This window comes from Bradyrhizobium sp. 27S5 (assembly GCF_037217225.1).
GTDB classification, from domain to species: Bacteria; Pseudomonadota; Alphaproteobacteria; order Rhizobiales; family Xanthobacteraceae; genus Bradyrhizobium; species Bradyrhizobium septentrionale.
On sequence record NZ_CP147714.1, the window covers coordinates 2,215,690 to 2,238,558 of the forward strand.

The 22,869-nt window shown below is 64.5% G+C and carries 23 protein-coding genes; 12 read left to right on the forward strand and 11 right to left on the reverse strand.

What is annotated here, in order from left to right; all coding sequences use genetic code 11:
• Window positions 1-30: 30 nt before the first annotated feature.
• A complete protein-coding gene (locus WDM24_RS10520; protein ID WP_338831120.1) occupies window positions 31-384 on the forward strand; it encodes a hypothetical protein in 354 nt (117 codons plus the stop codon).
• A 6-nt stretch (window positions 385-390) separates the two neighbouring features.
• Here the strand turns inward: WDM24_RS10520 and WDM24_RS10525 are convergent, their stop codons facing one another.
• Entirely contained in the window at window positions 391-1,614 is a 1,224-nt protein-coding gene (locus WDM24_RS10525) for an ABC transporter substrate-binding protein (protein ID WP_338831121.1), read from the reverse strand.
• Window positions 1,615-1,816: 202 nt separating this feature from the next.
• On the opposite strand from WDM24_RS10525, the gene WDM24_RS10530 reads away from it, so the two are divergent.
• The 9 genes from WDM24_RS10530 to WDM24_RS10570 all read left to right on the forward strand — a co-directional run bounded on the left by WDM24_RS10530 (window position 1,817) and on the right by WDM24_RS10570 (window position 10,804).
• A complete protein-coding gene (locus WDM24_RS10530; protein WP_338831122.1) occupies window positions 1,817-3,370 on the forward strand; it encodes a long-chain fatty acid--CoA ligase in 1,554 nt (517 codons plus the stop codon).
• Entirely contained in the window at window positions 3,367-4,440 is a 1,074-nt protein-coding gene (locus WDM24_RS10535; RefSeq protein ID WP_338831123.1) for a phosphotransferase family protein, read from the forward strand. The genes WDM24_RS10530 and WDM24_RS10535 overlap by 4 nt, the downstream gene beginning before the upstream one ends.
• Complete coding sequence (locus WDM24_RS10540; RefSeq protein WP_338831124.1) at window positions 4,437-4,946, forward strand: hypothetical protein; 510 nt, start codon at window positions 4,437-4,439, stop codon at window positions 4,944-4,946. Before WDM24_RS10535 ends, WDM24_RS10540 begins: the two co-directional genes overlap by 4 nt.
• Window positions 4,947-5,133: 187 nt before the next feature.
• A complete protein-coding gene (locus tag WDM24_RS10545; protein ID WP_338831125.1) occupies window positions 5,134-6,393 on the forward strand; it encodes an aromatic ring-hydroxylating oxygenase subunit alpha in 1,260 nt (419 codons plus the stop codon).
• Complete coding sequence (locus WDM24_RS10550) at window positions 6,393-6,890, forward strand: aromatic-ring-hydroxylating dioxygenase subunit beta (protein ID WP_157340290.1); 498 nt, start codon at window positions 6,393-6,395, stop codon at window positions 6,888-6,890. The genes WDM24_RS10545 and WDM24_RS10550 overlap by 1 nt, the downstream gene beginning before the upstream one ends.
• Before the next feature lie 241 nt (window positions 6,891-7,131).
• On the forward strand, window positions 7,132-7,926 hold the full coding sequence (locus WDM24_RS10555) for an enoyl-CoA hydratase/isomerase family protein (RefSeq protein ID WP_207835781.1): 795 nt from the start codon (window positions 7,132-7,134) through the stop codon (window positions 7,924-7,926).
• Between the two features lies 1 nt (window position 7,927).
• Window positions 7,928-8,677, forward strand: a complete 750-nt coding sequence (locus tag WDM24_RS10560) for an SDR family NAD(P)-dependent oxidoreductase (RefSeq protein ID WP_338831128.1) — start codon at window positions 7,928-7,930, stop codon at window positions 8,675-8,677.
• Between the two features lies 1 nt (window position 8,678).
• Window positions 8,679-9,614 carry an alpha/beta hydrolase gene (locus WDM24_RS10565; RefSeq protein ID WP_338831129.1) on the forward strand — a complete coding sequence of 312 codons (936 nt, stop codon included), beginning with the start codon at window positions 8,679-8,681 and terminating at the stop codon, window positions 9,612-9,614.
• The gene (locus WDM24_RS10570; RefSeq protein WP_210297437.1) at window positions 9,611-10,804 is read left to right on the forward strand and encodes an acyl-CoA dehydrogenase family protein; all 1,194 of its coding nucleotides are present in this window, start codon (window positions 9,611-9,613) and stop codon (window positions 10,802-10,804) included. Before WDM24_RS10565 ends, WDM24_RS10570 begins: the two co-directional genes overlap by 4 nt.
• 80 nt (window positions 10,805-10,884) lie before the next feature.
• Here the strand turns inward: WDM24_RS10570 and WDM24_RS10575 are convergent, their stop codons facing one another.
• The 10 genes from WDM24_RS10575 to WDM24_RS10620 all read right to left on the reverse strand — a co-directional run bounded on the left by WDM24_RS10575 (window position 10,885) and on the right by WDM24_RS10620 (window position 21,237).
• Entirely contained in the window at window positions 10,885-11,703 is an 819-nt protein-coding gene (locus WDM24_RS10575) for a cyclic nucleotide-binding domain-containing protein (protein WP_338831131.1), read from the reverse strand.
• 35 nt (window positions 11,704-11,738) lie between these two features.
• Complete coding sequence (locus tag WDM24_RS10580; protein ID WP_338832364.1) at window positions 11,739-12,173, reverse strand: hypothetical protein; 435 nt, start codon at window positions 12,171-12,173, stop codon at window positions 11,739-11,741.
• Between the two features lie 310 nt (window positions 12,174-12,483).
• Window positions 12,484-13,227, reverse strand: a complete 744-nt coding sequence (locus tag WDM24_RS10585) for an NAD(P)H-dependent oxidoreductase (protein WP_338831132.1) — start codon at window positions 13,225-13,227, stop codon at window positions 12,484-12,486.
• A gap of 4 nt (window positions 13,228-13,231) precedes the next feature.
• Window positions 13,232-14,392: an ABC transporter substrate-binding protein gene (locus WDM24_RS10590; RefSeq protein ID WP_338831133.1), complete on the reverse strand. Its 1,161-nt coding sequence runs from the start codon at window positions 14,390-14,392 to the stop codon at window positions 13,232-13,234.
• Between the two features lie 33 nt (window positions 14,393-14,425).
• Entirely contained in the window at window positions 14,426-15,472 is a 1,047-nt protein-coding gene (locus tag WDM24_RS10595) for a branched-chain amino acid ABC transporter permease (RefSeq protein WP_338831135.1), read from the reverse strand.
• Window positions 15,472-16,344, reverse strand: coding sequence for a branched-chain amino acid ABC transporter permease (locus WDM24_RS10600; RefSeq protein WP_338831137.1), 873 nt, complete (start codon window positions 16,342-16,344; stop codon window positions 15,472-15,474). Before WDM24_RS10600 ends, WDM24_RS10595 begins: the two co-directional genes overlap by 1 nt.
• Window positions 16,345-18,279 carry an AMP-dependent synthetase/ligase gene (locus WDM24_RS10605; protein WP_338831139.1) on the reverse strand — a complete coding sequence of 645 codons (1,935 nt, stop codon included), beginning with the start codon at window positions 18,277-18,279 and terminating at the stop codon, window positions 16,345-16,347.
• Window positions 18,279-19,070: an ABC transporter ATP-binding protein gene (locus WDM24_RS10610; protein WP_338831140.1), complete on the reverse strand. Its 792-nt coding sequence runs from the start codon at window positions 19,068-19,070 to the stop codon at window positions 18,279-18,281. The genes WDM24_RS10605 and WDM24_RS10610 overlap by 1 nt, the downstream gene beginning before the upstream one ends.
• Window positions 19,067-19,921 (reverse strand): ABC transporter ATP-binding protein, encoded by an 855-nt coding sequence (locus WDM24_RS10615; protein WP_338831141.1) that lies wholly within the window; start codon window positions 19,919-19,921, stop codon window positions 19,067-19,069. The genes WDM24_RS10610 and WDM24_RS10615 overlap by 4 nt, the downstream gene beginning before the upstream one ends.
• A 5-nt stretch (window positions 19,922-19,926) precedes the next feature.
• The gene (locus WDM24_RS10620) at window positions 19,927-21,237 is read right to left on the reverse strand and encodes a phytoene desaturase family protein (protein WP_338831143.1); all 1,311 of its coding nucleotides are present in this window, start codon (window positions 21,235-21,237) and stop codon (window positions 19,927-19,929) included.
• A 250-nt stretch (window positions 21,238-21,487) separates the two neighbouring features.
• On the opposite strand from WDM24_RS10620, the gene WDM24_RS10625 reads away from it, so the two are divergent.
• Together WDM24_RS10625 and WDM24_RS10630 are read left to right on the forward strand one after the other, a co-directional pair.
• Window positions 21,488-22,123 (forward strand): TetR/AcrR family transcriptional regulator, encoded by a 636-nt coding sequence (locus tag WDM24_RS10625; RefSeq protein ID WP_166298245.1) that lies wholly within the window; start codon window positions 21,488-21,490, stop codon window positions 22,121-22,123.
• A gap of 162 nt (window positions 22,124-22,285) precedes the next feature.
• On the forward strand, window positions 22,286-22,774 hold the full coding sequence (locus WDM24_RS10630; RefSeq protein ID WP_166307198.1) for a DUF417 family protein: 489 nt from the start codon (window positions 22,286-22,288) through the stop codon (window positions 22,772-22,774).
• The last annotated feature ends 95 nt before the right edge of the window (window positions 22,775-22,869 follow it).

The window sequence follows — 22,869 nt, forward strand, 5'->3', positions numbered from 1 at the left end:
TCCCGGACGGGTTGTCGGCGAGTGAGACCGGTGCAGGCCCATGCCCTCCACGATCTCGATTCTGAGCCCGCCGACCTCCGTCTCCAGCGGGCGCGTCCCGAGCCGGCGCGAGGCGCGGAAATTGTGCTGGCGGCGGCCGACGGTGATGCCGGCAAAACCGTCCATCACGTTGCGGTTCGGATAATAGCCGAGCCCGATATCGATCAGCAGCTCGGCGCCGTCGATCGGGTGCGCGGTGTACCAGTAACGCTCGGTAAACCTGGCATCGCCGCCGCCTGCCTTGGCAAACGGTTCGGGCGTCTGGTGGCCGATGAGATCGTCCTGGGTTGTCAGCATTGTTCTTGTCCTTGGTGTTTGAGCCGGTTCGGTCGGCCGGATGAGTAGCGCAGGTCAGTCCTTGGCCGCGCCCGCACCCACGATGTCGCCGAACAGCACCCAGGTCTTGCCGTCGAAGCGGGCGAAGCGGCGTTCGATGATCGCCGCGTAATCCTGCGGCGTGGTCTGGATGGTGATGCCCGGCAGCAGCATCGGCAGCTCGATGCCGCTCAGATTGGTAGCTTGCTTCAACACGTCCTCCCGCGTGAGGTTGTCGCCGCAGCGCTGCAGGATGATCGCGCCGAGTTGCGCCGTGGTGTAGCCGGTCACCGCGATCACGTCGTTGGGATCGATGCCTGGCATATAGTTCGCGGCGAAGGCGAGATAGTCGATCATGCCCTTGTCGCTGGCCCAGGCCGGATCGTTCGGCGTCTTGTAGGAGGTCGTGGTCAGGATGCCGGTCGATGCCTCGATCCCGGCGGGCACCAGCACGCCGGCGATCGAATTCGCGGTCGAGCCGAGGAAGATCAGCGGCTTCCAGCCGAGCTCGTGGATCTTGCGGATCGCCATCGAGGCGAACTTGTTCTGCGCGGCGATCAGGATGGTATCGGCGCCGGAGGCCTTCAGGTTGACGATCTGCGAGTCGATCGTCGGCTCGGTCGATTGATACATCGCCTCCTTGACGATCATCGTGTCAGCTTTCGGGCCGAGCCCCTCCTTGAGGCCGAGCACAAAGTCCTTGCCGATGTCGTCGGCCTGCAGCAGCACGCCGATTTTTGCGTCCGGCTTCTCGCGCAGCACGTAGCGCGCGATGATCCGGGATTCGTTGACGTAGGTCGGCGAGTAGGGTGTCGTCCAGGGAAAATGCTTCGGATCGTTCCAGCGGGTGCCGCCGCTCTGCACCAGCAGATGCGGGACGCCGTTGCTGTTGAGATATTTCTGGATCGCGGCGTTGGTCGGCGTGCCGAACGGCGCCATGATCGCGAGCACCTTGTCGTTCTCGACCAGCGCGCGCGTCACCTCGACGGTCTTGGGCGGGCTATAGGCGTCGTCGCGTGTCACGAAGTTGATATGGCGGCCGTTGATGCCGCCTTTCTCGTTCAGCATCGCGAAATAGGCGAGCATGGTTTTCGGGAAGCTCGCATAGATCGACGCCGGGCCGCTGTAGGGCGCATTGGCGCCGAGCATGATCTCGGTGTCGGTGACGCCCGGCCCATAGGCCTTCTGGGCGTTAGCCGTTCCGAGCGCACCGGTGAGCGCGAACGCCCACACTGCAAGCGTGACCACTGGCTTTCGCATCTTCCCCTCCCATGACGCCCTCTTTTGCGGGGCTGGTTGATCCGGCGGTGGAAGCCTTCAAAGGCTTTACCCGTCGCGTCGGTTGTGTAATAATAGACCGTCTGTCCGGATTATCAACTTAAATCTCCGGGCGGCATATCGGCTTCACGTGCGACGGAAACATCCGCGCGCGTACGCGGCCGCATGACGGCGAGGAGGAAACATGAAGCTGACGCAGGCGCTGATCTCGGCGGTGCAGTTGCGCAAGGATGCGCCCGGCACCATCCATGCCGGACGGTCGCGGAGCTGGAAGGAGATCGGCCGGCGCGTCGCCTGTGCCGCGGGCGGGCTGCGGCGGCTCGGCATCGAGGCCGGCGACCGCGTCGCGATCCTCGCGCACAACAGCGATCTCTACATCGAGGCGCTCTATGCCATCGCCTGGGCCGGCGCGGTCGCGGTGCCGCTCAACACGCGCTGGGCGGTCGCCGAGAATGCCTATGCGATCGACGATTCCACGCCAAAACTTCTGCTCGTCGACAACGCGTTCGCCGACATCGCGTCCGCCCTGCGTGGCGCAAAATCACTCACCGCAATGATCTATCTCGACGAGGGGCCGGTTCCCGACGGCATGCAGAGCTTTGACGAGCTCATTGCGCACGCGCCGGTCGAGGACGCTTCCGGCGCCTACAACGATCTTGCGGGAATCTTCTACACCGGCGGCACCACCGGCTTTCCCAAGGGCGTGATGCTGTCGCACGCCAACATCATCTATGAATCGCTGGTCTGGATCTACGCGCTCCGCTTCCGCGAAGACACCAGATATCTGCACTCGGCCGGTATGTTCCATCTCGCCGGGACCTCGCCGATGATCGCGCTGACCTTGGTCGGCGGCACCCATGTGACGATCCCCAAGTTCGAGCCCGAGCTCGCGATGAAGACGATCGCCGAGCACAAGGTCGATTACTGCCTGTTCGTGCCGACCATGCTCAACATGATGCTCAATCAGCCGTCCTTCGGCAGCTATGATCTGGGCAGCGTCAGGGATTGCGAATATGGCGCCTCGCCGATGCCGGACGCGCTGCTGGTTAAGCTGATGCGCGTGCTGCCGAGCTGGCGCTTTCACCAGGGCTACGGGATGACCGAGAGCGCGGCGCTGGCGACGATCCTGCCCTGGGAATATCACGCGCTGGAAGGGCCGCTGGCGGCAAAGCGCAAATCGGCGGGCCGGGCGGCGCCGGGTGTCGAAATCCGCATCGTCGATGCGGCGGGCAACGAGGTGCCGCGCGGCACGGTCGGCGAGATCGCGATCCGCGGCGCCGGCGTGATGCTCGGCTATTGGCGCAAGCCCGAGGAAAGCGCGCGCGTGCTGCGCAACGGCTGGCTGCACACCGGCGACGGCGCCTGGATGGACGAAGACGGTTTTGTCTATATCGTCGACCGCCTGAAGGACATGATCGTTTCCGGCGGCGAGAACGTCTATTCCGGCGAGGTGGAGAACGCCATCTTCCAGCATGAGCATGTCAGGGAATGCGCCGTGATCGCGGTGCCCGATCCGCAATGGGGCGAGGCGGTGCACGCGATCGTGGTGCCGAAGGACGGCGCGCGGCTCGATCCGGAGACCGTGATCGCGCACTGCCGCACCCTGATCGCGGGCTACAAATGCCCGCGCTCGGTCGACATCCGTCTTGAGCCATTGCCATTGACCGGCTCCGGCAAGATCATGAAGTCGGCGCTGCGCGAGGAAAAGTGGCAGGGCTACACGAGGTCGGTGAATTGAAGCAAGAGGCGACCAAACGATTCGACGATGTGCCGGGTGCCGGACCGGAGCCGGTTCGTCCGGTCGAGGTGAATGACGATGCGGTGCGGTCGGCGCTTGCGCAGCATCTGTCGCGGATATCCGGACAGCAGACGGAGATCACGAGCTTCGGGCGAAAATCGTCGGGCTTCTCCTGGATCACCTACGCCTTCGTGGCCCGCTCAGCCGCCGATGGGGACCGCAAGCTGATCCTCCGCGTCGGCCCGCCGAACGGGCTGTTTGCGCCTTACTCGGTGCTGCCGCAGGTCACTGCGCTGCAGTCGCTGGCCGGCACCGGCGTTCCGGTTCCGGCGCTGGTGTCCTCGGCGCAGGATGGCGCCGAGATCGGCTTTCCATTCTTCATCTGCACGCATGTCGAGGGCGACGTTCCCGCGCCCTGGGCGGCGAGCGAGCTCGATCCGGACCACAAGCGCGCGATCGCCCGGCAGTTCGTCGAGATCCTCGCCTCGCTGCACCGGATCGACGCAAGCACAACGCCCTTCGCGTCGCTGCAGCAAAGCGGGGAACGCGCGGAGTTGCGCGCGATCGCCGGTTGGCGCGCCTCGCTCGCCCGCCCGACCGGGCGCTATTATCCGCTGCTCGATTGGGGCGGTCGCTGGCTGCACGACAACTGTCCGCCGCCGCCGCGCCGCACCATCGTGCATGGCGACTACCGGATCGGAAACTTCATCGAGCACCAGGGACGGATCACGGCCATTCTCGATTGGGAGCTCACCCATCTCGGCGATCCTCACGAAGACCTGGCCTGGGCGATGATGCCGACCTTCAACGCCAGGAGCCGGAAGCTCTATGGCGTGCTCGAGCGCGCCGAGGTGATCGATCTCTATCAGCGCGCCTCCGGCATTCCGGTTTCGGACAAGAGCCTTGCCTTCTACGAGGCCTATGCGCTGTACCAGGCGGCAGCGATCCAGATGTGCGCGGTGCGCGCCTTCGAGGTCGATCGCTTCAACGACATGCGGCTTGCGGTGATGGCAAGCCAGATGCCCTCGATCGTGCGGGCGTTCGAGCGCACATTGGAGGCCGCGGCATGAGCGCATCTTTCGAGCGGCTGATCGACGGCATCATCGATGCCCTGCAAAGCCATGTTGTGCCGAACAGCAGCGATGATTTCGTCCGCGGGCAGGTGTTCTCCGCGATCTATGCCCTGAACGGCATCAAGCTCGCGGCCGACTGGAAGGCCGGGCCGCTGCTCGAGCAGGTGCGGCTACAGGACGATACTTTCGCGGCGGTCGCGCGATTGGCCGATGGCATGACGCATCCGGAGATTCCGGCGACGCCCCGCATCCAGGGCGAGATGTCCGACCCTGCCGCGATCGAGGCGTTGCGCGACGATGGCGACCGGCGGCTCGGACAGCTTCTGCTCTGGGCGAGCGGCGCGGATGCGCGTGCGGCGGACCGCGACATCGCGACAGGAATCGAGCGCCTGCTGCGGCGGGCGATCTGCGACCAGCTCAAGATCGAGCTTGCGACGACGCCGAAGTCGATGCTGCAGCAGATCGCAGGCGGCGAACGCGACGGCGGCGCGGCGCAGGGCTGACGCTGCCGCACAGCTGGCTACCGGGAATTGCTCTTTGTGTGCCGCCCCGGGGATAAGCGGCAGCGTTCGCAAAGACGCTTGCCGGCCCGCGGCGACCGTGTTATTAATTGACCGAACGGTCGTTCGGATTATTATTGACGGCCGGCGAAGGCATCCGCGGCAAGCGGCCGGCGAGGGAGACGGAGCGATGAACATGATGACCGGCGTCCCGCCGTGGGAACGGCTGATCCGGCCCGACCGGGTCCATGGATCGCTCTACACCGATCCCGAGATCTTCGAGGCCGAACTCAAGAGCATCTGGTACCGGACCTGGGTCTATGTCGGCCACGAGAGCGAGGTCCCGAACGCCAACGACTACGTCGTCAAGTCGATCGGCCCGCAATCGGTGATCATGACGCGCGACGAGCAGGGCAAGGTCAATCTGCTGCTGAATCGCTGCTCGCATCGCGGCAACCAGGTTTGTTCCTTTGAGCGCGGCAATGCGCGCTCGTTCACCTGTCCGTTCCATTCCTGGACCTTCGCCAATGACGGCCGCTTGGTAGGCTATGCCTTCCCTGATGGTTACGAGGGACAGGACAAGTCGCAACTCGCGCTCGGGCGGGTGACGCGGGTCGAGTCCTATCGCGGCTTTGTGTTCGGCTCGTTCGCGGCCGATGGGCCGACTTTGAAGGAGCATCTCGGCGCCGCCGCCGAGACCATCGACCGCCTGGTGCGCACCTCGCCGGAGGGCGAGGTCGAGATCACCGCGGGCTTCCTCAAGCATCGCGTCAAGGCGAACTGGAAGTTCATCCTGGAGAACGAGTGCGACGGCTATCACCCGGCCTTCGTGCACACCTCGATCTTCGGCGTTGCCGACAGCATGATCGGCAAGCTCTATGGCGGCGCCTCGACCGCGCTGACGCGCGACTACGGCAATGGCCACACCGAGATCGACCTGCGGCCCGAGTTTCGCAAGCGCGACGCGCCGATGAGCTGGTTCGGCACCAGCGAGGAGCGGTTGCCCGACTACACGGCGCGGATGAAGGCCGCCTATGGCGACACCGCGGCGCGCCAGATCATGATCGACGGCACGCCGCATGTGATGATCTTCCCGAACCTGTTCATCGCCGAGATCCAGATGTTCGTGATCCAGCCGCTCGGCGTCGACGACAGCGTGCAGCATGTCACCGCGCTGCAATTCAAGGGCGCGCCCGATCTGAACCGAAGGCTGCGCCAGCAGACCATGGGCTCGGTCGGCCCGGCCGGTTTCCTGCTCGCGGATGACTCTGAGATGTACGAGCGCTGCCACCGCGGCGTGCTGGCGCGCAACCCGGAATGGATCTTCCTCGGCCGCGGCGAGAAGCGCCAGCGGCAGGACGAGCTCGGCTTCACGGTCGGCCACGTCACCGATGAGGTGCCGTCGCGCGGGATCTGGACCCACTATCGCAAGCTGATGGAGCCTGCCTGATGCTGTCGCGCGAGAGCAGCGCCACGTTGATGAGCGCCATCACCGCCTTCCTCTATCGCGAGGCGCGGCTGCAGGACGAGCATCAATACGAGGCCTGGGAAAAGCTCTGGACCGACGACGGCGTCTATTGGGTGCCGGCCAATGGCGCCGACATCGATCCGGAACGGCAGATGTCGATCATCTACGACAACCGCTCGCGGATCGCGCTGCGGGTCCGCCAGCTGATGACCGGCAAGCACTTCACCCAGACGCCGCAGTCGAACCTGCGCCGGCTGATCTCCAACATCGAACTGATGGACGAGCAGCCGGACGACGGCGACATCGCGGTCGCCAGCAACAGCCTGATCTTCGAATCGAGCCTGCGCGACGACACGCTATGGGCGGCGCGCAATGAATACCGCTTGCGCCATGTCGATGGCGAATTGCGGATGGCCTCCAAGAAGGTCATCCTCGTCAACAACGACAAGGCGATCTACACGCTCTCGTTCCTGGTCTAGGGCAAGATGAATTTGAATCCCATCGAGCAACGGATCCCACTTCACCTCGCCCCGCCTGCGGGGAGAGGTCGGAACGCATCGCAAGATGCGTTCCGGGTGAGGGGGAGTCTCCGCGAATCTATCTGTCACCGTTTACGAGGAGGCGGCCCCTCACCCCAACCCTCTCCCCGTAAGAACGGGGAGAGGGAGCACACCAGCGCAATTCGCCTCAATCTGACCTCGCTCTAGGGAAGGTCTCGCCATGATCGACAAGGGTCCCGTTCTGCTCGACATCACCGACGGCATCGCGCGGTTGCGGCTCAACCGTCCTGATGCGGCCAACGGCATGAGCGCCGAGCTGTTGAGCGCGCTGTGCGACGCCATCATGGTCTGCCACGGCCATCCGGATCTGCGCGTCGTGCTGCTGAGCGGCGAGGGCACGAACTTTTGCGCGGGCGGCGATGTCCGCGCCTTTGCGTCCAAGGGCGAGAAGCTGCCGGACTATATCCGCCAGGCCACCGCGTATCTGCAGAACGCGGTGACCGGCCTGCTGCGGCTGGAGGCGCCCGTCATCGCCTCGGTGCAGGGCTTTGCCGCGGGCGGCGGCGGCTTTGGCCTGGTCTGTGCGTCTGACATCGTGATCGCGGCGGAATCGGCGAAATTTCTGGCGGGCGCCACGCGGGTGGCGATGGCGCCGGATGCGGGCGTCTCCGTGACGCTGTCGCGGCTGGTCGGCCTGCGGCGGGCGATGTCGATCCTGCTGACCAACCCTGTGATCCCGGCGGCGGAAGCGTTGCAGATGGGCATCGTCACCAAGGTCGTGCCCGATGCCGAGCTTGCCGACGCATCGCTGGCGCTGGCACGCGAGCTCGCGGCCGGCGCGCCGAAGGCGCTGGCGGCGACCAAGCGGCTGGTCTGGGCCGGCACCGGCACCAGCATCGAGCAGTGCCTGTCGGAAGAGGCGCGCACGGTTGCCGAGCTCTCGGGCATGGCCGATGCCCGCGAAGGGCTCGCCGCCGTGATCGAGCGGCGCAAGCCTGTCTTCACGGGGCGCTGAGGTGGCGACCTTGCCATTCGGGCGTCTCGATGGCCGCCGTGCCTTCGTCTCCGGCGGCGCGCGTGGCATTGGCGCGGCGATTGTCCGCAGCTTTGCCGGGGCCGGCGCCAGGGTCGTGATCGCCGATCTCGACGTCGCTGCGGCCTCGGAGCTCGCGCGTGAGACCGGCGCTGACGTTGCTGGGCTTGACGTCAGCGATGCAACGGCGGTGCAGGCCGTGATGGCGCAGGACGGCCCGTTCGACATTGTCGTCAACAACGCCGGCGTCGATCAGCACGCTTTCTTCACCGACACCACGGCGGAGGATTGGGCGCGGCTGATCGCGGTCAATCTCACCTCGGTGCTGGCCTGCACCCACGCCGCGTTGCCGGCGATGCAGGCGGCGAGATTCGGCCGCATCATCAATGTCACCTCGGAGGCGGCAAGGCTGGGCTCCAAGGGCGGCGCGGTCTATTCTGCGGCCAAGGGCGGCGTGATCTCGTTTACCCGGAGCATTGCGCGGGAGAATGCGCGCTTTGGCATCACCGCGAACGCGATCGCGCCGGGGCCGATCCGGACGCCGATGCTGGAGCAGGCGGTGGCGAAGGGCGGCGACAAGATCCTGCAGGCGATGACCGGCGCGACGCTGCTCGGCCGGCTCGGCGAGCCGGAGGAGGTTGCGGCTGCGGCGCTGTTCCTGGCCTCCGACCAGGCCGCCTATATCACCGGCGAGACGCTCGGCGTGTCGGGCGGCATGGGTATCGGCGGCTGAGATGAGTAGTGCGGGCGACGATATTGCAATCACGCCGGTCGATCGTGCGATCGTGCGCCTGCACGCGATCTATCGCAACTGGACCCGCGAGACGTCAGTGGCGCAGATGCGCAGCGATTGGGACGTGGCCTTCGCAGGCTGCTCGGTGCCGGTGATCTGCCGGCAGGTCTCCGCCGGCGGCGTCGATGGCGAATGGATCGTGCCGGCGGATGCGCCGCGCGACAAGGCGATGCTCTATTTTCACGGCGGCGGCTTCCGGATCGGTTCGGTCGCCTCGCATCGCGATCTCGCCGCGCTGATCGCCGATGCATCCGGCTGCCGTGTACTTACCATCAACTATCGTCTTGCGCCGGAGCATCGCTTTCCCGCCGCGCTGGATGATGCGCTGATCGCCTATCGGTATCTGCGAGATCAGGGATTGCGTCCGGCGGACATTGCCTTCGCCGGGGACTCTGCCGGCGGCAATCTCGTGCTTTCCGCGATGCTGGCGGCGCGCGACCGAGGCTTGCCGCTACCAGCCGCCGGCGCGCTGATGTCGCCCTGGACCGATCTCACTGCTGCCGGCGCGAGCTATCAGAGCAGGGCCGAGGTCGATCCGATCCACCAGCGCGCGATGATCCTGGCGCTGGCGAAGAACTATCTCGGCAAGGACGGCGATCCCCGTGATCCGCTGGCCTCGCCGCTTTACGCCGATCTCGCCGGCCTGCCGCCGTTGCTGGTGCAAGTCGGCGACCGCGAGACCGTACGTGATGACGCAACGGAACTGGCCGCAAAAGCGAAGGCCGCCGGCGTCGACGTCGAGCTGCAGATCTGGGACGGCATGATCCACGTATTCCAGATGTTCCCGGAGATTCCGCAGGCGGGCCAGGCGATCGCATCCCTCGCGAAATTTCTGCGCAAGCATCTTCACATCGGCCATCAGAGGGCGCCACAATGAACGTCATGACCTCGGACCCGCGCCAGCTCACCGAAGCCGAGTTCCATTTCTCGGAGCAGCCCAATCTGCCCGAGGAGCTGCGCATGCTGCGCGAGCAGGTTCGTCGCTTTGTCGAGAAGGAGGTGGTGCCGCATGCCGAGGCGTGGGAGCGCGACGGCAAGATCCCGCGCGAGATCTATCGCCGCATGGGCGCGCTCGGCTTTCTCGGCATGCGCCACGCCGCCGAATATGGCGGCACCGACATGGGGCCGCTGGCCTCGATGGTGTTCGCCGAGGAGCTGGGACGCTCGAGCTTTGGCGGCTTCACCTCCTCGATCCTGGTGCACACCGACATGTCGGCGGTGCACATCTCCTTGCGCGGCACGCCGGAGCAGAAGCAGAAGTATTTGCCGGCGATCATCCGCGGCGAGACGGTTTGTTCGATCGCGGTGACCGAACCGGACGCCGGCTCCGACGTCGCCGGCCTGAAGACGCGTGCGCGGCGCGATGGCGATAGTTGGGTGATCAACGGCGCCAAGATGTTCATCACCAACGCGGTCTATGGCGACATCCTGATCGTCGCCGCGCGAACCGATCCGCATGCCAAGGGCAGCCGCGGCATCTCGCTGTTCATCGTCGAGCGCAACACGCCGGGTATCACGGCAACCAAGCTCGACAAGCACGGCTGGCTCTGCTCGGACACCGCCGAAATCGCATTTCAGGACGTGCGCGTGCCAGCGGAAAACCTGCTCGGCGAGGAGAACAAGGGCTTCTATGGCATCATGGAGACCTTCCAGAACGAGCGCATTTGCATCGGCGGCATCTGCGCCGGCGAATCCGCTAAGGCGATCGAGCTGACGGCGAACTATGTAAAGACGCGGCAGGCGTTCGGCGGTCCGCTCTGGAATCAGCAGGCGGTGCGATTGAAGCTCGCCCAGCTTGCCGCCAAGGCAGCGGCGGCGCGGGCGCTGGCCTATCAGGCCGCCGAACTCGCTGCGGCCGGACAGGAGTGTCTGCGCGAAGTGTCGATGGTCAAGGCGCTGTCGCCGGAGGTGCTGCACGAGGTCGTGCATGGCTGCCTGCAACTGCACGGCGGCTCAGGCTTCATGCGCGGCACTCCGATCGAGCGCATGGTGCGCGACGCCCGCGTGCTGACCATCGGCGGCGGCGCCACCGAGGTGATGCTGGAGGAAGTCGCGAAGCGGATGTGAATGGGCGCGCGCAGGCGTACCTAAAATGCGTGCACGGCAGTGTGACGCGCTATCCTTGCGAAGCGTGGATAGCACGAGTCTCAAGGCACATCGCTGGCAGCCGTTGCCTGCGGTCCGGCATTTTGTTGTACTACGGCTTTTTCGAGCCGCTCGATATTTTCCAGCAGGCGCCGGCTGGTCAGGATGAGGAAATAATAGCCGAATTGCGGATTCTGAAAGTAGAGTTCAAGCAGCCTGTCATAGGTGATAGTGAGAACTTGTCCGTCGTCTATGCATTCGACCGTCCCGGTCCGTCGGTTATTGGGCGTAAGGAAGCCAAGTTCTCCCATGAGACGTCCCGGCGGAAGCTCGACGTTGATCTCCTTGACCAGAAACCTCCCCGTGACGGTGAGAAACATTTCGGTCGCCGCATCACCCTTCTTGAATAATCTGTCGCCCCGCCGGTATTTGCGTTCGGTCATGAACGGTTTGAGCCATTCCATCGACATGTCACCCTGCGCCGCGTCACGTGCCTTTCTGACGAGCCTGAGCATTTGACGGAGGCGAACGGCATTGATCGGCACCATCAGGAGATACAGGAGAAAAGTGCCGACGTTTCCGGAGAGCGCGCCAAAGGTCGCGAAGAATGAACAGCCTGCCATATTCGCGATGCGCAGCGGCACCATTGTCTGCATCAGCAAGGTGGCGACAAAGAAGATGGCGCCGACCAGTGCAAACATGTTGGCAAGCGTTATGTTGGCCAGCACAATTTCGAGCAGCCGATTGAACAACGCATCATAGGTGATGTTGTTGGGATCGAGACCCAGTTGAACCAAGATCTTTGCGACCCTGAGATTGTCCGCGGCCGTATCCAGCAGGCGGTTCAGGATTGTCGAAAGATCTGCGCTGTTGAGCTCCATTGGATGATCTCTTTGCGAAGCTGATGTTAGATTTCTCAATTCGGCAGAAACGCGTAGGCGGCGATCAGGGCCACCATGGCTGCGAAAATCAGCAGGGCCGGTACGGATATCCGGGCGGCCGGTCTATCGGAAGCGCCGGCGGCCAGCCGAGCCGCCGGAGGCCTACGCGGTCTCTGGGACTGCACGGTGTCGTTATCCCCGGATTTGGCGGGGGCATCCAGTTCTGGCGCCGCGCCACAGCCCCCCATCTCGCCATAATAACTGACGTAGACTTCTTGAAGTGCCACTACTTTCGACTCGGCCTCGCTCATCCGCTCGAGCCTGGCTCGATAGCTGAGCAAGAACCCCTGCGCATTTGGCGGCAAGTCATCGAAACTGCCGAGCTTGGCCATCATAAGCCAGGTGGCAAAATCCACCTCAGCTTTGGAGCGGGCTTTTCGAGCGATCCGGGTGCCCGAGCGTGAGGCCATGACTATCTGACCGATTTGCAATGCAAAATCAAAATCGCGGGCATTGAAGGCGTCGTTGGTCCGCCTGGGTGTGCGGGTTATCCAAGCGGACGTCAAGCACCTCGCGTCGACTTGCTTCCTGCCTGAGCTCAGGTCAACGCTCCCGACGCCTATTACTTTCCTATAATAATGCCGTAACGCCCGTCTCGAAAGCATATATGTGACGCACCGCCAGCCAGCGGGCCCTCTCTGGATGGCTGCAATACGCTGCCGTCGGGTGGAAAGAGGAGGTCGCAGCGCTTTTGCGCGTCACAGATTCGGGAATACACGCTTAGCTGGCAGGCCTGCCCTGACCGACCGCCTTCGCCATCACGCCCGGCTCGAGGCGCCAATTCGGGCCAAAGTCCTGTAGCGGATGGAAGAACAGCGGCTCGGTGGCCTCGAGCTGCCGCAGCCGCGCGGCGTACTCATCGAGATAGCGGTGCCGCGTCGCCTCGTCGACGAAATTCACTGAATACGACACGAAGGGCGGCAGCACCTTGCAGCCGGCATAGGCCAGTGTGCCGTTCTGGATCGGCCATAGCACCACATCGAGCGCGCCGACCAGTCCGTCCGGCGCGCACATGCCGGGGTAGGCGGCGGTCGAGGTCACGACCATGGCGCGGCGGCCGGCCAGGCCGCCGGTGTCGTAGCGGCGGCCGGCGCCATAGATCGCGCCGTTGACGAACACACGGTCGATCCAGCCCTTCATGATGGCGGGGACGGAGAACCACCACAGCGGAAACTGCAGGATCAGGAGGTCGCACCATAGCAGCTTCTCGATCTCGGCCGTGATATCGCCGCTGAGTGACTCCTGTTGCAGATTATACTTCTGCTCGCGGTCATATTGCAGCCGGTCGGGAAACCGCCGTTCGCCAAAATCGTCGGCGGTTGCCACCGGGTTGAACCGCATGGCGTAGAGATCGGAGATCCTGACCGTGTGCCCGAGCGCGGTCAGCTCCGCCACCGACCGCGCCAGCAGTGCCGCGTTGAAGGACTGCGCCTCCTGATGGGCAAAGACGATCAGGACCTTCATCGTTCTAGTTCACCGGCTTGAAGCTGAGGGTCGCTGCATCGGCCTGCATGATCTGCAGCTTCTGGTTGGAGAAGCGGACGCCGGGGCCAAAGCTGATCGGCGCCATCACGCCGGTCTCGACATTCTTGGTCTTCTCCAGCTCCGAAATGGTGCAGGCCCAGGTCGGCTGCTTGCCGCAGCGCTCGATCGCCGCGATCAGGACCTTCGCCGCGGCATAGCCGGTCATCGTGTAGCGGTTGATGCCCTTGAACTCGGCTTCCGAGACCAGCGGCTTGGCTTTCTCCAGGAACGCCTTGCCGGCCGCGCCCGCGAACGGCTCGACATAGTCGACCGCGTAGATGCCGTCGCCCGCCGGGCCCATCAGTTTCAGCACCGGTTCGATGCGGCCGGGCCAGAAGATGCCGGTCACCGGCTTGATGCTGAGCTTCTCCAGCTCCTTCATCATCGCGATGTTCTCCGCGATGATGCCGCCGGCCAGGAATACCTCGGCGCCGGAATCCTTCAGCTGCAGCATGTCGGACGAGAAGTCCTGCTGGCCCTTCTTGTAATTGCCGCTGTAGACGACGTTCAGCTTCTTGGCCTTCACCACGGAATCGAAGCCGTCGCGCACGGTGATGCCGTAATCGTCGTCCTGGGTGATCAGGCCCCATTTCTTGCCGGCATTCTTGTCGGCGAGGAAGTTGACGAGGTGGACGATGCCTTCCTCGTAGGACTGGCCGACCACGAACACGTTCTTGCGCGGCGGCTCCCATAAGAATTTCACCGGCGCGACGTCGATCACGGTCGGGATACCGGATTTCTCCAGCACCGGCATCACCGCGATCGACTGGCCCGAGCCCGAGATGCCGATCATCGCGAACACCTTGTCGACATCGATCACCTTCTTGACGCCGTGGATGGTGCGCGCGGTGACGTAGCCGTCGTCCTCCAGCACATATTTGATCTTGCGGCCGTTGATGCCGCCGGCGGCGTTGGCCTCGGCGATCGCTATTCTGTGGCCGATCGAGGCGGCGACACCGAGCAGCGCCGGCGGGCCGGTCAAGGGCTCGACGTCGCCGATCAGGATCTCGGTGTCGGTGATGCCGGGGTCCGCGGCACGGGCCGGGCCGATGGCAAGACACGCCGTGGAAAGCAGCAGCGCAGCCGCCGCCAGATGTTTGATCATTGTCTCCTCCTCAGGTGTTGCGTCTTTTTTTGATTAGTAGCGCAGCGGCCAGTGCACCCAGGTCCGCCTGATGTCGTGCCAGGCGCCGACCAGCCCGCGAGGCTGGAAGCGCAGGAACAGGATGATGACGAGGCCGTAGAGCATGCTCTTCAGCTCCTGCGCGCCGGTCGTGAAGCTCGCGTCCAACTGTGCGCTGAACAGGCTAAAGACGAGCCTTGTCGCCTCCGGCAGCAGCACGATCAGGATGGTGCCGAGCACCGCGCCGAGCGCGGAGCCGAGCCCGCCGACGATCAGGATCGCCAGCGCCTCGATCGAGAGCAGGAACGGAAAGCCCTCGACGCTGACGAAGGAGAGATAAATGCCGTAGAGCGCGCCGGCGATGCCGGTGATGAAGGCTGACGTGACGAAGGCGAACAGCTTGTAGGCGTGCAGATTGATGCCCATGACGCGCGCCGCGGTGTCGTTGTCCCGGATCGCGACAAAGGCGCGGCCGACCCGGCTGCGGCGGATGTTGAGGGTCGCGAGCAGCGTCAGAACGGCGATGCCGAGGCAGAGATAGGTAAAGGCGGCCTCGCTATCGAAGGTGATGCCGAAGATCTCCGGCCGCTGCACCTGGATGCCGCGGGCGCCGTTGGTGAGCCAGCGCATCTCCAGGATCACGGTGTTGATGATGAAGGAGAAGGCCAGCGTGGTGATGGCGAGATAGAGCCCCTTGAGCCGCAGCGACGGCGCGCCGACGATCAGGCTGGCCAGCGCCGGCACCAGCCCGGCCCCGAGGAAGCCGACCAGCGGCGGCATGTGGTACTTCGAGACCAGCACGGCATAGGCATAGGCGCCGGTGACCAGGAAGCCGACATGGCCGAGCGAGATCAGGCCGGTGTAGCCGGTCAGGATGTTAAGGCCGAGCGCGCCGGTCACCGTGATCAGGATGATCATCAGGAACGACAGCGCGTAGGAGTTCAGCAAATGTGGCGCCGCGATCAACGCCAGCAGCAGCACCGCCGACCACAGCCAGACCGGCGGGGAATCGATCAGCGCAACCAGCTCGCCATAGCTCTGCTTGTAATCGCCGGTGCGCATCAAACCCTCTCGATGTCGCGTTCGCCGAAGATGCCGAACGGGCGGACCATCAGCACGACGATGATCATGGCAAAGCCCGCTACCTCCTTCATGCCGGAGCCGACATAGCCGCCGGCGAGATTTTCGGTGATGCCGATCAGCAGGCCGCCGAGGCCGGAGCCGAGCACGGCGTCGAGGCCGCCCAGGATGGTGGCCGGAAACGCCTTCAGCCCGAGCTGAAACATCGCCGGCGACAGATCGTAGGACAGTGCGAAGAACACACCACCGATCCCGGCGATCACCGAGGACGCGGCCCAGGCCAGCGCATGCACCCGCGTGGCGCTGATACCCATCAACAGCGCGGTGCGGTCGTCGGCCGCGACCGCGCGCATCGCCACCCCGACCTTGCTGTAGCGAAAGAACGCCCAGATCGCGGCCAGCAGCAAAAGCAGCGTCGCAATGACGGCAAGCTGGCCGGTGCGTGCGCCGATGCCGCCGAGATGCACGATGCCGCGGCCCATGCCGATATCGAGCCCGTGCGGATAGGCGTCCCAGATGAAGTTGATCGCCGAGCGCAGGATCACCGCGAGCCCGATCGTCACCATCACGGTCGCGAACACCGGCTCGCCCAGCATCGGCCGCATCACGAAGCGCTCGATGATCAGGCCGAGCAGGATCGCGGCGAAGATCGCGCCCAATGCGACGACGAACACATTGCCGCTGACCGTGGTCGAGATGGTCCAGGCGATATAGGCCGTGATCATGGTCATCTCGCCCTGCGCGAAATTGACCAGCCCGGTGGACTTGTAGATCACTGCAAAGCCCATCGCGATCAGGCCGTAGATCGCACCGATCGCGAGCCCCGAGATCAGGAGCTGGATGAGATACTGCATTCAGCCCTCCGCCCGGTAGATGATGGCGAGCTCGCGCGCGAACTTCTTCTCGATCATGGCGCGGCGCACCTTCTGCGTGGCGGTCAGCTCGCCGTCGTCGTGGTCGAGCTCCTTTTCGAGGATGGCGAAGCGCCTGACGTTCTCGACCCGGGCGAAGCGCTTGTTGGTCTCGTTGACGATACGCTCGACCAGCTCGTGCACCTCCGGCAGTTGCGACAGCGACTTGTAGTTGGTGTAGGCCAGCGCGCGGTCACGCGCCCAGCGGCCGACATTGTCGTAGTCGACCTGGACGATGGCGCCGAGATACTTCTTGGCTTCACCGACCACGATCGCTTCCTTGATGAACTCGGAATCCTTCAGCGCGTTCTCGATCTCCGAGGGCGCAATGTTCTTGCCGCCGGCGGTGATGATGATCGCCTTCTTGCGGTCGACCACGGCGATCTCGCCATTGTCGAGGACGTCAATGATGTCGCCGGTACGCAGCCAGCCGCCTTGTTCCAGCGAAGCCGTCGAGGCCTTCTCGTCGAGGAAGTAGCCCTTGAAGACGCCGGGATTGCGCAACAGGATCTCGCCGTCGGCGTCACACTTCCATTCGGTCTGCGGCAAGGGCACGCCGCAGCCGCCGATCCGGTGGTGGCTTCCGGTCTGGATGAAGGCAACGCCGCCGCTTTCGGTGAGGCCATAGCCCTGTGACACCGGGCGGCCGATGATGTCGAAGAAGCGCAGCGTCTCCGGCGAGATCGAGGCGCCGGCACAGAGCCGATGCCGGCTGGTGGCGAAGCCGAGATGGCGCTGAAGGTTGCGGAACATCAGGAGATAGAGCAGGCCGTAAGCGATGTGATCGAGCCAGTTGTCCTTGCCGGCCTGCCGGCGATCCGACAGTGTGCGGCCCCAGGCGAGGCAGGCCCTGGTAAAGCCCTGCCGCAGCCGGCCGCTCTCGCCGAGCCGGAACAGGAAGCCCTGCTGCAGTTTTTCGTAGATGCGGGGCACGCCGACGAAGAAGGTCGGCGCAATCTCGCGGATGTTGATCGCTACGGTGTCGATCGATTCGGCAAAGGAGACGGTGCCGCCGAGCACGAGATGCGTCACCGTGCCGTAGCAGCGCTCTGCGACATGGCACAGCGGCAGATAGCTGACCGCCTCGAACGGCTTGTCGGCAATGCCGACGGTCGTCGCGTAGGCATAGGCCGCATAGACCAGATTGCGGTGGGTCAGCATCGCGCCCTTGGGCGGACCCGTCGTGCCCGAGGTGTAGACCAGGATGCAGACATCGTCGGGCGCGCCTTGGCTGATCAGCCGGTCGAGCGTGGCGTTGGCCTCCGGGTTCGCCTCGGCGTAGGCCTTGCCGCGCTCGCAGAGTGCCGCGAACGACATCAGTTCCGACTGCCGGTAGTGCCGCAGGCCCTTCATGTCGATGCAGACGATGGCCTCGAGATCCGGCAGGCCGCCATTGTTGGCCATCGCGTCGAGCACCTTGTCGGTCTGTTCCTGATCGCCGGTGACGACGATCCGCGCGCCCGAATGCTTGACGATATACTGCAGCTCGACCCAGGGGTTGGTCGGATAGATGCCGACTGCGACCGCGCCGATCATCTGGACGCCGAGATCGGCATAAAACCATTCCGGTGTGTTTTCGCCGGCGATGGCGACGCGGTCGCCCGGCTTGATGCCGAGCGAGAGCAGGCCAAGCGCGACCGCGCGCGCGGTCTCGTAGTAATGCCGCCAGGAATAGGGATTCCAGATCCCAAAATCCTTCTCGTGCAGCGCCAGCGCCTCGCCATGCATGGCGGCACGCTGCCGCAGCAATTGCGGGATGGTGATGGCGGCGTCCGTAAGCGCCGCCTGGAACGGATCGGCGCTCGTTGCCGGCGGGTTGCGAGTGGCGCTCGCCTGCATCGGCGGGTGAGCGGTGCGCAGGCTGTCCATCGTCGACATCACGCGCCCACCTTCATCGCCTCAGTGCGCTGGCCGCCAAGATAGGCCTCCGCGACCGCAGGATCACGCCTGACCTCGTCGGGCGTGCCTTCGGCGATCTTGCGGCCGAAATTTAGCACATGGATGCGGTCAGAGATGTCCATCACGATGCGCATCTCATGCTCGATCATCACGACGGTGATGCCGAGCTCGTCGCGGATGTCGAGCACGAAGCGAGCGATGTCCTCGGTCTCTTCCTGGTTCATGCCGGAGACCATCTCGTCGAGCAGCAGCAGTTTCGGCTCGCAGGCGAGTGCGCGGGCGAGCTCGACGCGCTTCTGCTGGCCATAGGACAGCGTGCCGACCACGGCGTCCCTGATATGCTCGATCTCGAGGAATTCGATGATGTGCTCGACCCGCTGCCGCGCCGCGATCTCCTCCTTGCGGGTGCGGCCGAAGAACACCACGGCATCGAGTACGGTCGAGCGGAGATGGGTGTGGCGGCCGGTCAGGATGTTCTCGACCACGGTGCCGTGCTTGAACAGCGCAAGGTTCTGGAAGGTGCGGCCGATGCCGACGGCCGCAAATTTCCACGGCGAAATGGTCGAGAGGTCAATGCGATCGAAGGTGATGCGGCCGCCGCTCGGCCGCAATACGCCCGAGATCATGTTGAACAGCGTGGTCTTGCCGGCGCCGTTCGGGCCGATCACGCTGCAGATCTCGCCCGAGCTGACTTGAAAGCTGACATCGGCGACCGCCTGCAGGCCGCCGAAGCGTTTTGACAGGTTCTCGATCGCAAGCAGCGCGGTCACGACAGCCACCGCTTGCGGCGCTTGTAGTGCTTGACATCGCGCAGGCTCTTGCGGCCGGCGGAGGAGACCCCGAGATAAAACTCCTGGACGTCCTCGTTGGCACTGAGCTTTTTTGCCGTACCGTCGAGCACGACGCGGCCGGTCTCCAGGATGTAGCCGTAGTCGGCGATATCGAGCGCGCGCTGTGCGTTCTGCTCGACCAGCAGCACCGTCATCTTCAGCTCGTCGCGCAGCCGAACGATCACCTCATAGATGCGGTCGATGATCAAGGGCGCGAGGCCGAGCGACGGCTCGTCGAGCGCCAGCAGCACAGGATCGGTCATCAGCGCGCGGCCGATCGCGAGCATCTGCTGTTCACCGCCGGACATGTAGCCCGCGATCTGGTCGCGCCGTTCATGCAGCCGCGGAAACAGCTCAAACACCTTGTCGCGCCGCTCGCGGGCCTCGGCGCCGGTCCTGGTATAGCCGCCCATCTGCAGATTTTCGTCGATTGTCAGCGCCGCGAACACGCGGCGGCCCTCCGGCACCTGCACGATGCCGCGGCGGACCAGCTCGTCCGGCGCAAGATGATGCACTTCATCATTGCGGAAGCGGATGCTGCCGTTCTCGATCACGCTCTCCTCGGTGTAGAGGATGCCGGACATCGCCTTCAGCAGCGTCGACTTGCCGGCACCGTTGGAGCCGAGCAGGGCGACGATGTTGCCCTCGGGCACCGCGATCGAGACGTCGCGGATCGCCTCGATCGCGTTGTCGTAGACGATCCGGATGTTGCGGAATTCGAGCAGGCCGTCCCGCGCCGGCGCAGTGAGCGGCGCTGCTTGCGGCCTCGGATGCGGGATGGTCGTCGGCATCTTGCTCAGACCCGGGCGGCCGCGAGGTGCGGCCGTGCGGCGAGGATCGCATCGGTGACGATCTTGGCGGTCTCGGCGCAGGCCTGGGTGCCGCCATTGCCATATTGCTTCACCGCGTCGCCGACGCACCACAGGCCTTCGATTCCGGTCTCGCGCGGCAAATCGTAACCGGCGCAGCTGCGTTGTGCCGGCCAGTCGTCGCGCATCACGCGGATCGACAGGATTTTGGCCTGGTCGAAATTCGCGAACTGCTCGCGCAGATCCTCGAGCGCCAACGCGACCTCGGCATCCGAGTCGAAATCGCCGAGCGCCGGCACCGGCACGGCATAGGCGACATAGAGGTGCCAGCCGGGTGGTGCCAGTTCCGGACAGGTCGCGGAAAGGTTCGCCATGTTGCAGAGCCGGCGCGTCTTGCCGAAGGTGACGATGCCGGGATGGTTGATCAGCGGCTCGCTGCTCGCGACGTTGATGACGATGTTGGCGGCCGGGCGAAGGTCGTTCTTCACCTTGGCGAGATAATCCGCCGGGAAAGCTTCCCTGCCGGCCAGCGCGACGGTGGCCTTCGGGCCGGCATTGCTGATGACGAGATCGGTGTCGATCCGCACCTTCTCGCCGTTCCTGAGGACGGTGACGCCTTCGACCTTGCCATTGGATGTGTGGATCGTGGTCGCCGGCGTGCCGAGCCAGATGTCGCCGTTGCGCCTGATCGCGGTACCCAGGCTGTTCCAGACGCCGATCGTGCCCCGCGGGCAGAAGCCGAACTTCTTGAAGGCGCCCTTGCTGGTGAAATAGGTCAGGAAGGCGCGGGCCGGCAGCTCGGCGGCGTTGCAGGCGAAGATCGCCGCGCAGAGATTGCGGAACAGCGCGTGCACCGTGGCGTTGCTGGTGTAGCCCTTCAGCCAGTCCTCGGTGGATTGCCGCCCGTCGGGTAGATTGCCGGAGCGGGCATCGGCAAATTTCTCCAGGATGCGCGAGGCCTGTTTCGTGAGTTGCCCGAGCAGCAGCGACCAGCCGCCGCGGCCGACGTCGATCACCTTGCCGTCGAGGAAGAACGAGCTCGCGGGCTCCGGCGCGCGGATCTCGAGCGGCGCGCCGACGGTGTGGAAGGTTTCCTCGAACACGCCGCCGAACTCGATCGCGATCGCGCCGATATTGACCTTGAAGCCGTCGATCTCCTCTGTCGAGGCGCGTCCGCCGAGCCGGTCCTTGTCGTCGACGACGAGCGTATGCAGCCCGCCATGGGCGAGCCGCGCCGCGGCGCACAGCCCGCCGGCACCGGCACCGATCACGACAGCATCGACCTTCTGAGAATCCACGCGCAACCTCCCTCGATGCCGCCGGGTTGGTCCCGGCGTGCGCAATCTGCTTGCTTGATGACGGGCACGATAATATAATCCGACCGGTCGTTCAAATTATTTTTTGACGCAGGTCGCCGATGCCGCGAGCGATGGAAGAGTTCTGGTGGATGGCGCCCGCAAGGGGGAGGAGCGCGCGGGGCGGCGGTAGTATAGAGAGACGGCGGCCGCCCGATTCCGGCGGCGCCGATGGTGCACGAGAGAGACTGTAATGGCGCGGACGCGCTCGGAAAACTATGACGAGATCCAGCAGGGCATCCTCACCACCGCCTGCGGCCTGTTCGCGCGGCAGGGCTATATGCGTGCCTCGATCGCCGACCTTGCGGATGCCTGCAAGCTGTCGCGCGGCGCGCTGTACCATTATTTCGACTCGAAGGAAGCGATCCTGTTCGCGATCCTCGATGCGCATATTCGCGAGATGATTGCCGATGTCGAGGTTGCGATGGCCGGCAAGGCGACGACGCTGGAGCAGTTCCGCGCCGCGATCCAGGCCATCGTCGCGCTGAACGCGCGCTCGAGCGACGAGCAGCGCGTGATCCTCAACGACCTCTCGTTCCTCGGTGAGACCGAGCAGGATGCGATCAAGGCGCTGGAGCGCCAGCTGGTCGATACTGTCTCGGATCTTCTGGTCAAGCTCGACAAGGAAGGCAAGATCGTCAAGCGGACCAAGAAAATCTACAGCATGATGCTGTTCGGCATCCTGAACTTCAGCCACACCTGGTACGACCCGAAGGGCGGGATCGACCCTACGGAATTCGCCGACATGGTGGTGGACCTGTTTCTGTACGGTTTCACCATGCCGGTGCCGGCCAAAGACGCTGCGCGGGCGCTGCGCCAGCGCGCCTGAGTTTGTCGCGGCTGGCGACGATCTTCATCACCTCGTCTGCACATCATCGTGAAGGCGCGCCCCTGTCCCGCGCGTAACACACGCGCGACGCGCTGCGTAGTTTGCCACGAACGCCGCAACAGCGGCCGATGGTGGCATCGCAGCGAGGGAAGAAACATCCGTATGAATCTGTCGTTCAACATCGCCGAACAAGGCGAGGGGTCTTATCGTCTGCTTGCGATCCTGCGCTGGGTCATGGTCGTGATCTTCGTGTCGTTCGGCATGCAGAAGTTCACGCTGCAGTCCGCCCAGGGCATCGCGCAGTTCATCAGCAACAGCCCGTTCATCTCGTGGCTCTCGGTGTTCGGCCTTCGGGGCGAGGCCTATGTGCTTGGCGTGGCCGAGTTCGGCATCGCTGTGCTGCTTGCCGCCGGTGCGTTCAGCCCGCTCCTGTCCGCGATCGGTTCGCTGATGGGCGTCATCACCTTCGCCGTCACGTGGTCGTTCTTCTTCACGACACCGGGGGTGGTCAAATGGAGCCTGTCGACCGACCCGATGGCCTGGAACCTGGCCGGCGAGTTCCTGTTCAAGGACATCGTGCTGCTCTGCGTCTGCCTCGTGCTGCTGTTGGCGTCGTTGCCGCGGTCGATCGTCCGATCACGCGCCGCATAGTCTCGCGCCGCGCGATCAATGGTTAAGCCATGCTTAATCAGGCAGCGCGTGCATCCGGCATCTGGAACCGGACAATTCGCCGCAGGCCGCCATGT

What these genes read in the sequence shown, in the direction of transcription:
- WDM24_RS10525 (WP_338831121.1), bottom strand. Translation starts at nt 1,614, where the DNA reads ATGCGAAAGCCAGTGGTCACGCTTGCAGTGTGGGCGTTCGCGCTCACC.
- WDM24_RS10530 (WP_338831122.1), top strand. Translation starts at nt 1,817, where the DNA reads ATGAAGCTGACGCAGGCGCTGATCTCGGCGGTGCAGTTGCGCAAGGAT.
- WDM24_RS10540 (WP_338831124.1), top strand. Translation starts at nt 4,437, where the DNA reads ATGAGCGCATCTTTCGAGCGGCTGATCGACGGCATCATCGATGCCCTG.
- WDM24_RS10545 (WP_338831125.1), top strand. Translation starts at nt 5,134, where the DNA reads ATGAACATGATGACCGGCGTCCCGCCGTGGGAACGGCTGATCCGGCCC.
- WDM24_RS10550 (WP_157340290.1), top strand. Translation starts at nt 6,393, where the DNA reads ATGCTGTCGCGCGAGAGCAGCGCCACGTTGATGAGCGCCATCACCGCC.
- WDM24_RS10555 (WP_207835781.1), top strand. Translation starts at nt 7,132, where the DNA reads ATGATCGACAAGGGTCCCGTTCTGCTCGACATCACCGACGGCATCGCG.
- WDM24_RS10565 (WP_338831129.1), top strand. Translation starts at nt 8,679, where the DNA reads ATGAGTAGTGCGGGCGACGATATTGCAATCACGCCGGTCGATCGTGCG.
- WDM24_RS10570 (WP_210297437.1), top strand. Translation starts at nt 9,611, where the DNA reads ATGAACGTCATGACCTCGGACCCGCGCCAGCTCACCGAAGCCGAGTTC.
- WDM24_RS10575 (WP_338831131.1), bottom strand. Translation starts at nt 11,703, where the DNA reads ATGGAGCTCAACAGCGCAGATCTTTCGACAATCCTGAACCGCCTGCTG.
- WDM24_RS10580 (WP_338832364.1), bottom strand. Translation starts at nt 12,173, where the DNA reads ATGGCCTCACGCTCGGGCACCCGGATCGCTCGAAAAGCCCGCTCCAAA.
- WDM24_RS10585 (WP_338831132.1), bottom strand. Translation starts at nt 13,227, where the DNA reads ATGAAGGTCCTGATCGTCTTTGCCCATCAGGAGGCGCAGTCCTTCAAC.
- WDM24_RS10590 (WP_338831133.1), bottom strand. Translation starts at nt 14,392, where the DNA reads ATGATCAAACATCTGGCGGCGGCTGCGCTGCTGCTTTCCACGGCGTGT.
- WDM24_RS10595 (WP_338831135.1), bottom strand. Translation starts at nt 15,472, where the DNA reads ATGCGCACCGGCGATTACAAGCAGAGCTATGGCGAGCTGGTTGCGCTG.
- WDM24_RS10600 (WP_338831137.1), bottom strand. Translation starts at nt 16,344, where the DNA reads ATGCAGTATCTCATCCAGCTCCTGATCTCGGGGCTCGCGATCGGTGCG.
- WDM24_RS10605 (WP_338831139.1), bottom strand. Translation starts at nt 18,279, where the DNA reads ATGTCGACGATGGACAGCCTGCGCACCGCTCACCCGCCGATGCAGGCG.
- WDM24_RS10615 (WP_338831141.1), bottom strand. Translation starts at nt 19,921, where the DNA reads ATGCCGACGACCATCCCGCATCCGAGGCCGCAAGCAGCGCCGCTCACT.
- WDM24_RS10625 (WP_166298245.1), top strand. Translation starts at nt 21,488, where the DNA reads ATGGCGCGGACGCGCTCGGAAAACTATGACGAGATCCAGCAGGGCATC.
- WDM24_RS10630 (WP_166307198.1), top strand. Translation starts at nt 22,286, where the DNA reads ATGAATCTGTCGTTCAACATCGCCGAACAAGGCGAGGGGTCTTATCGT.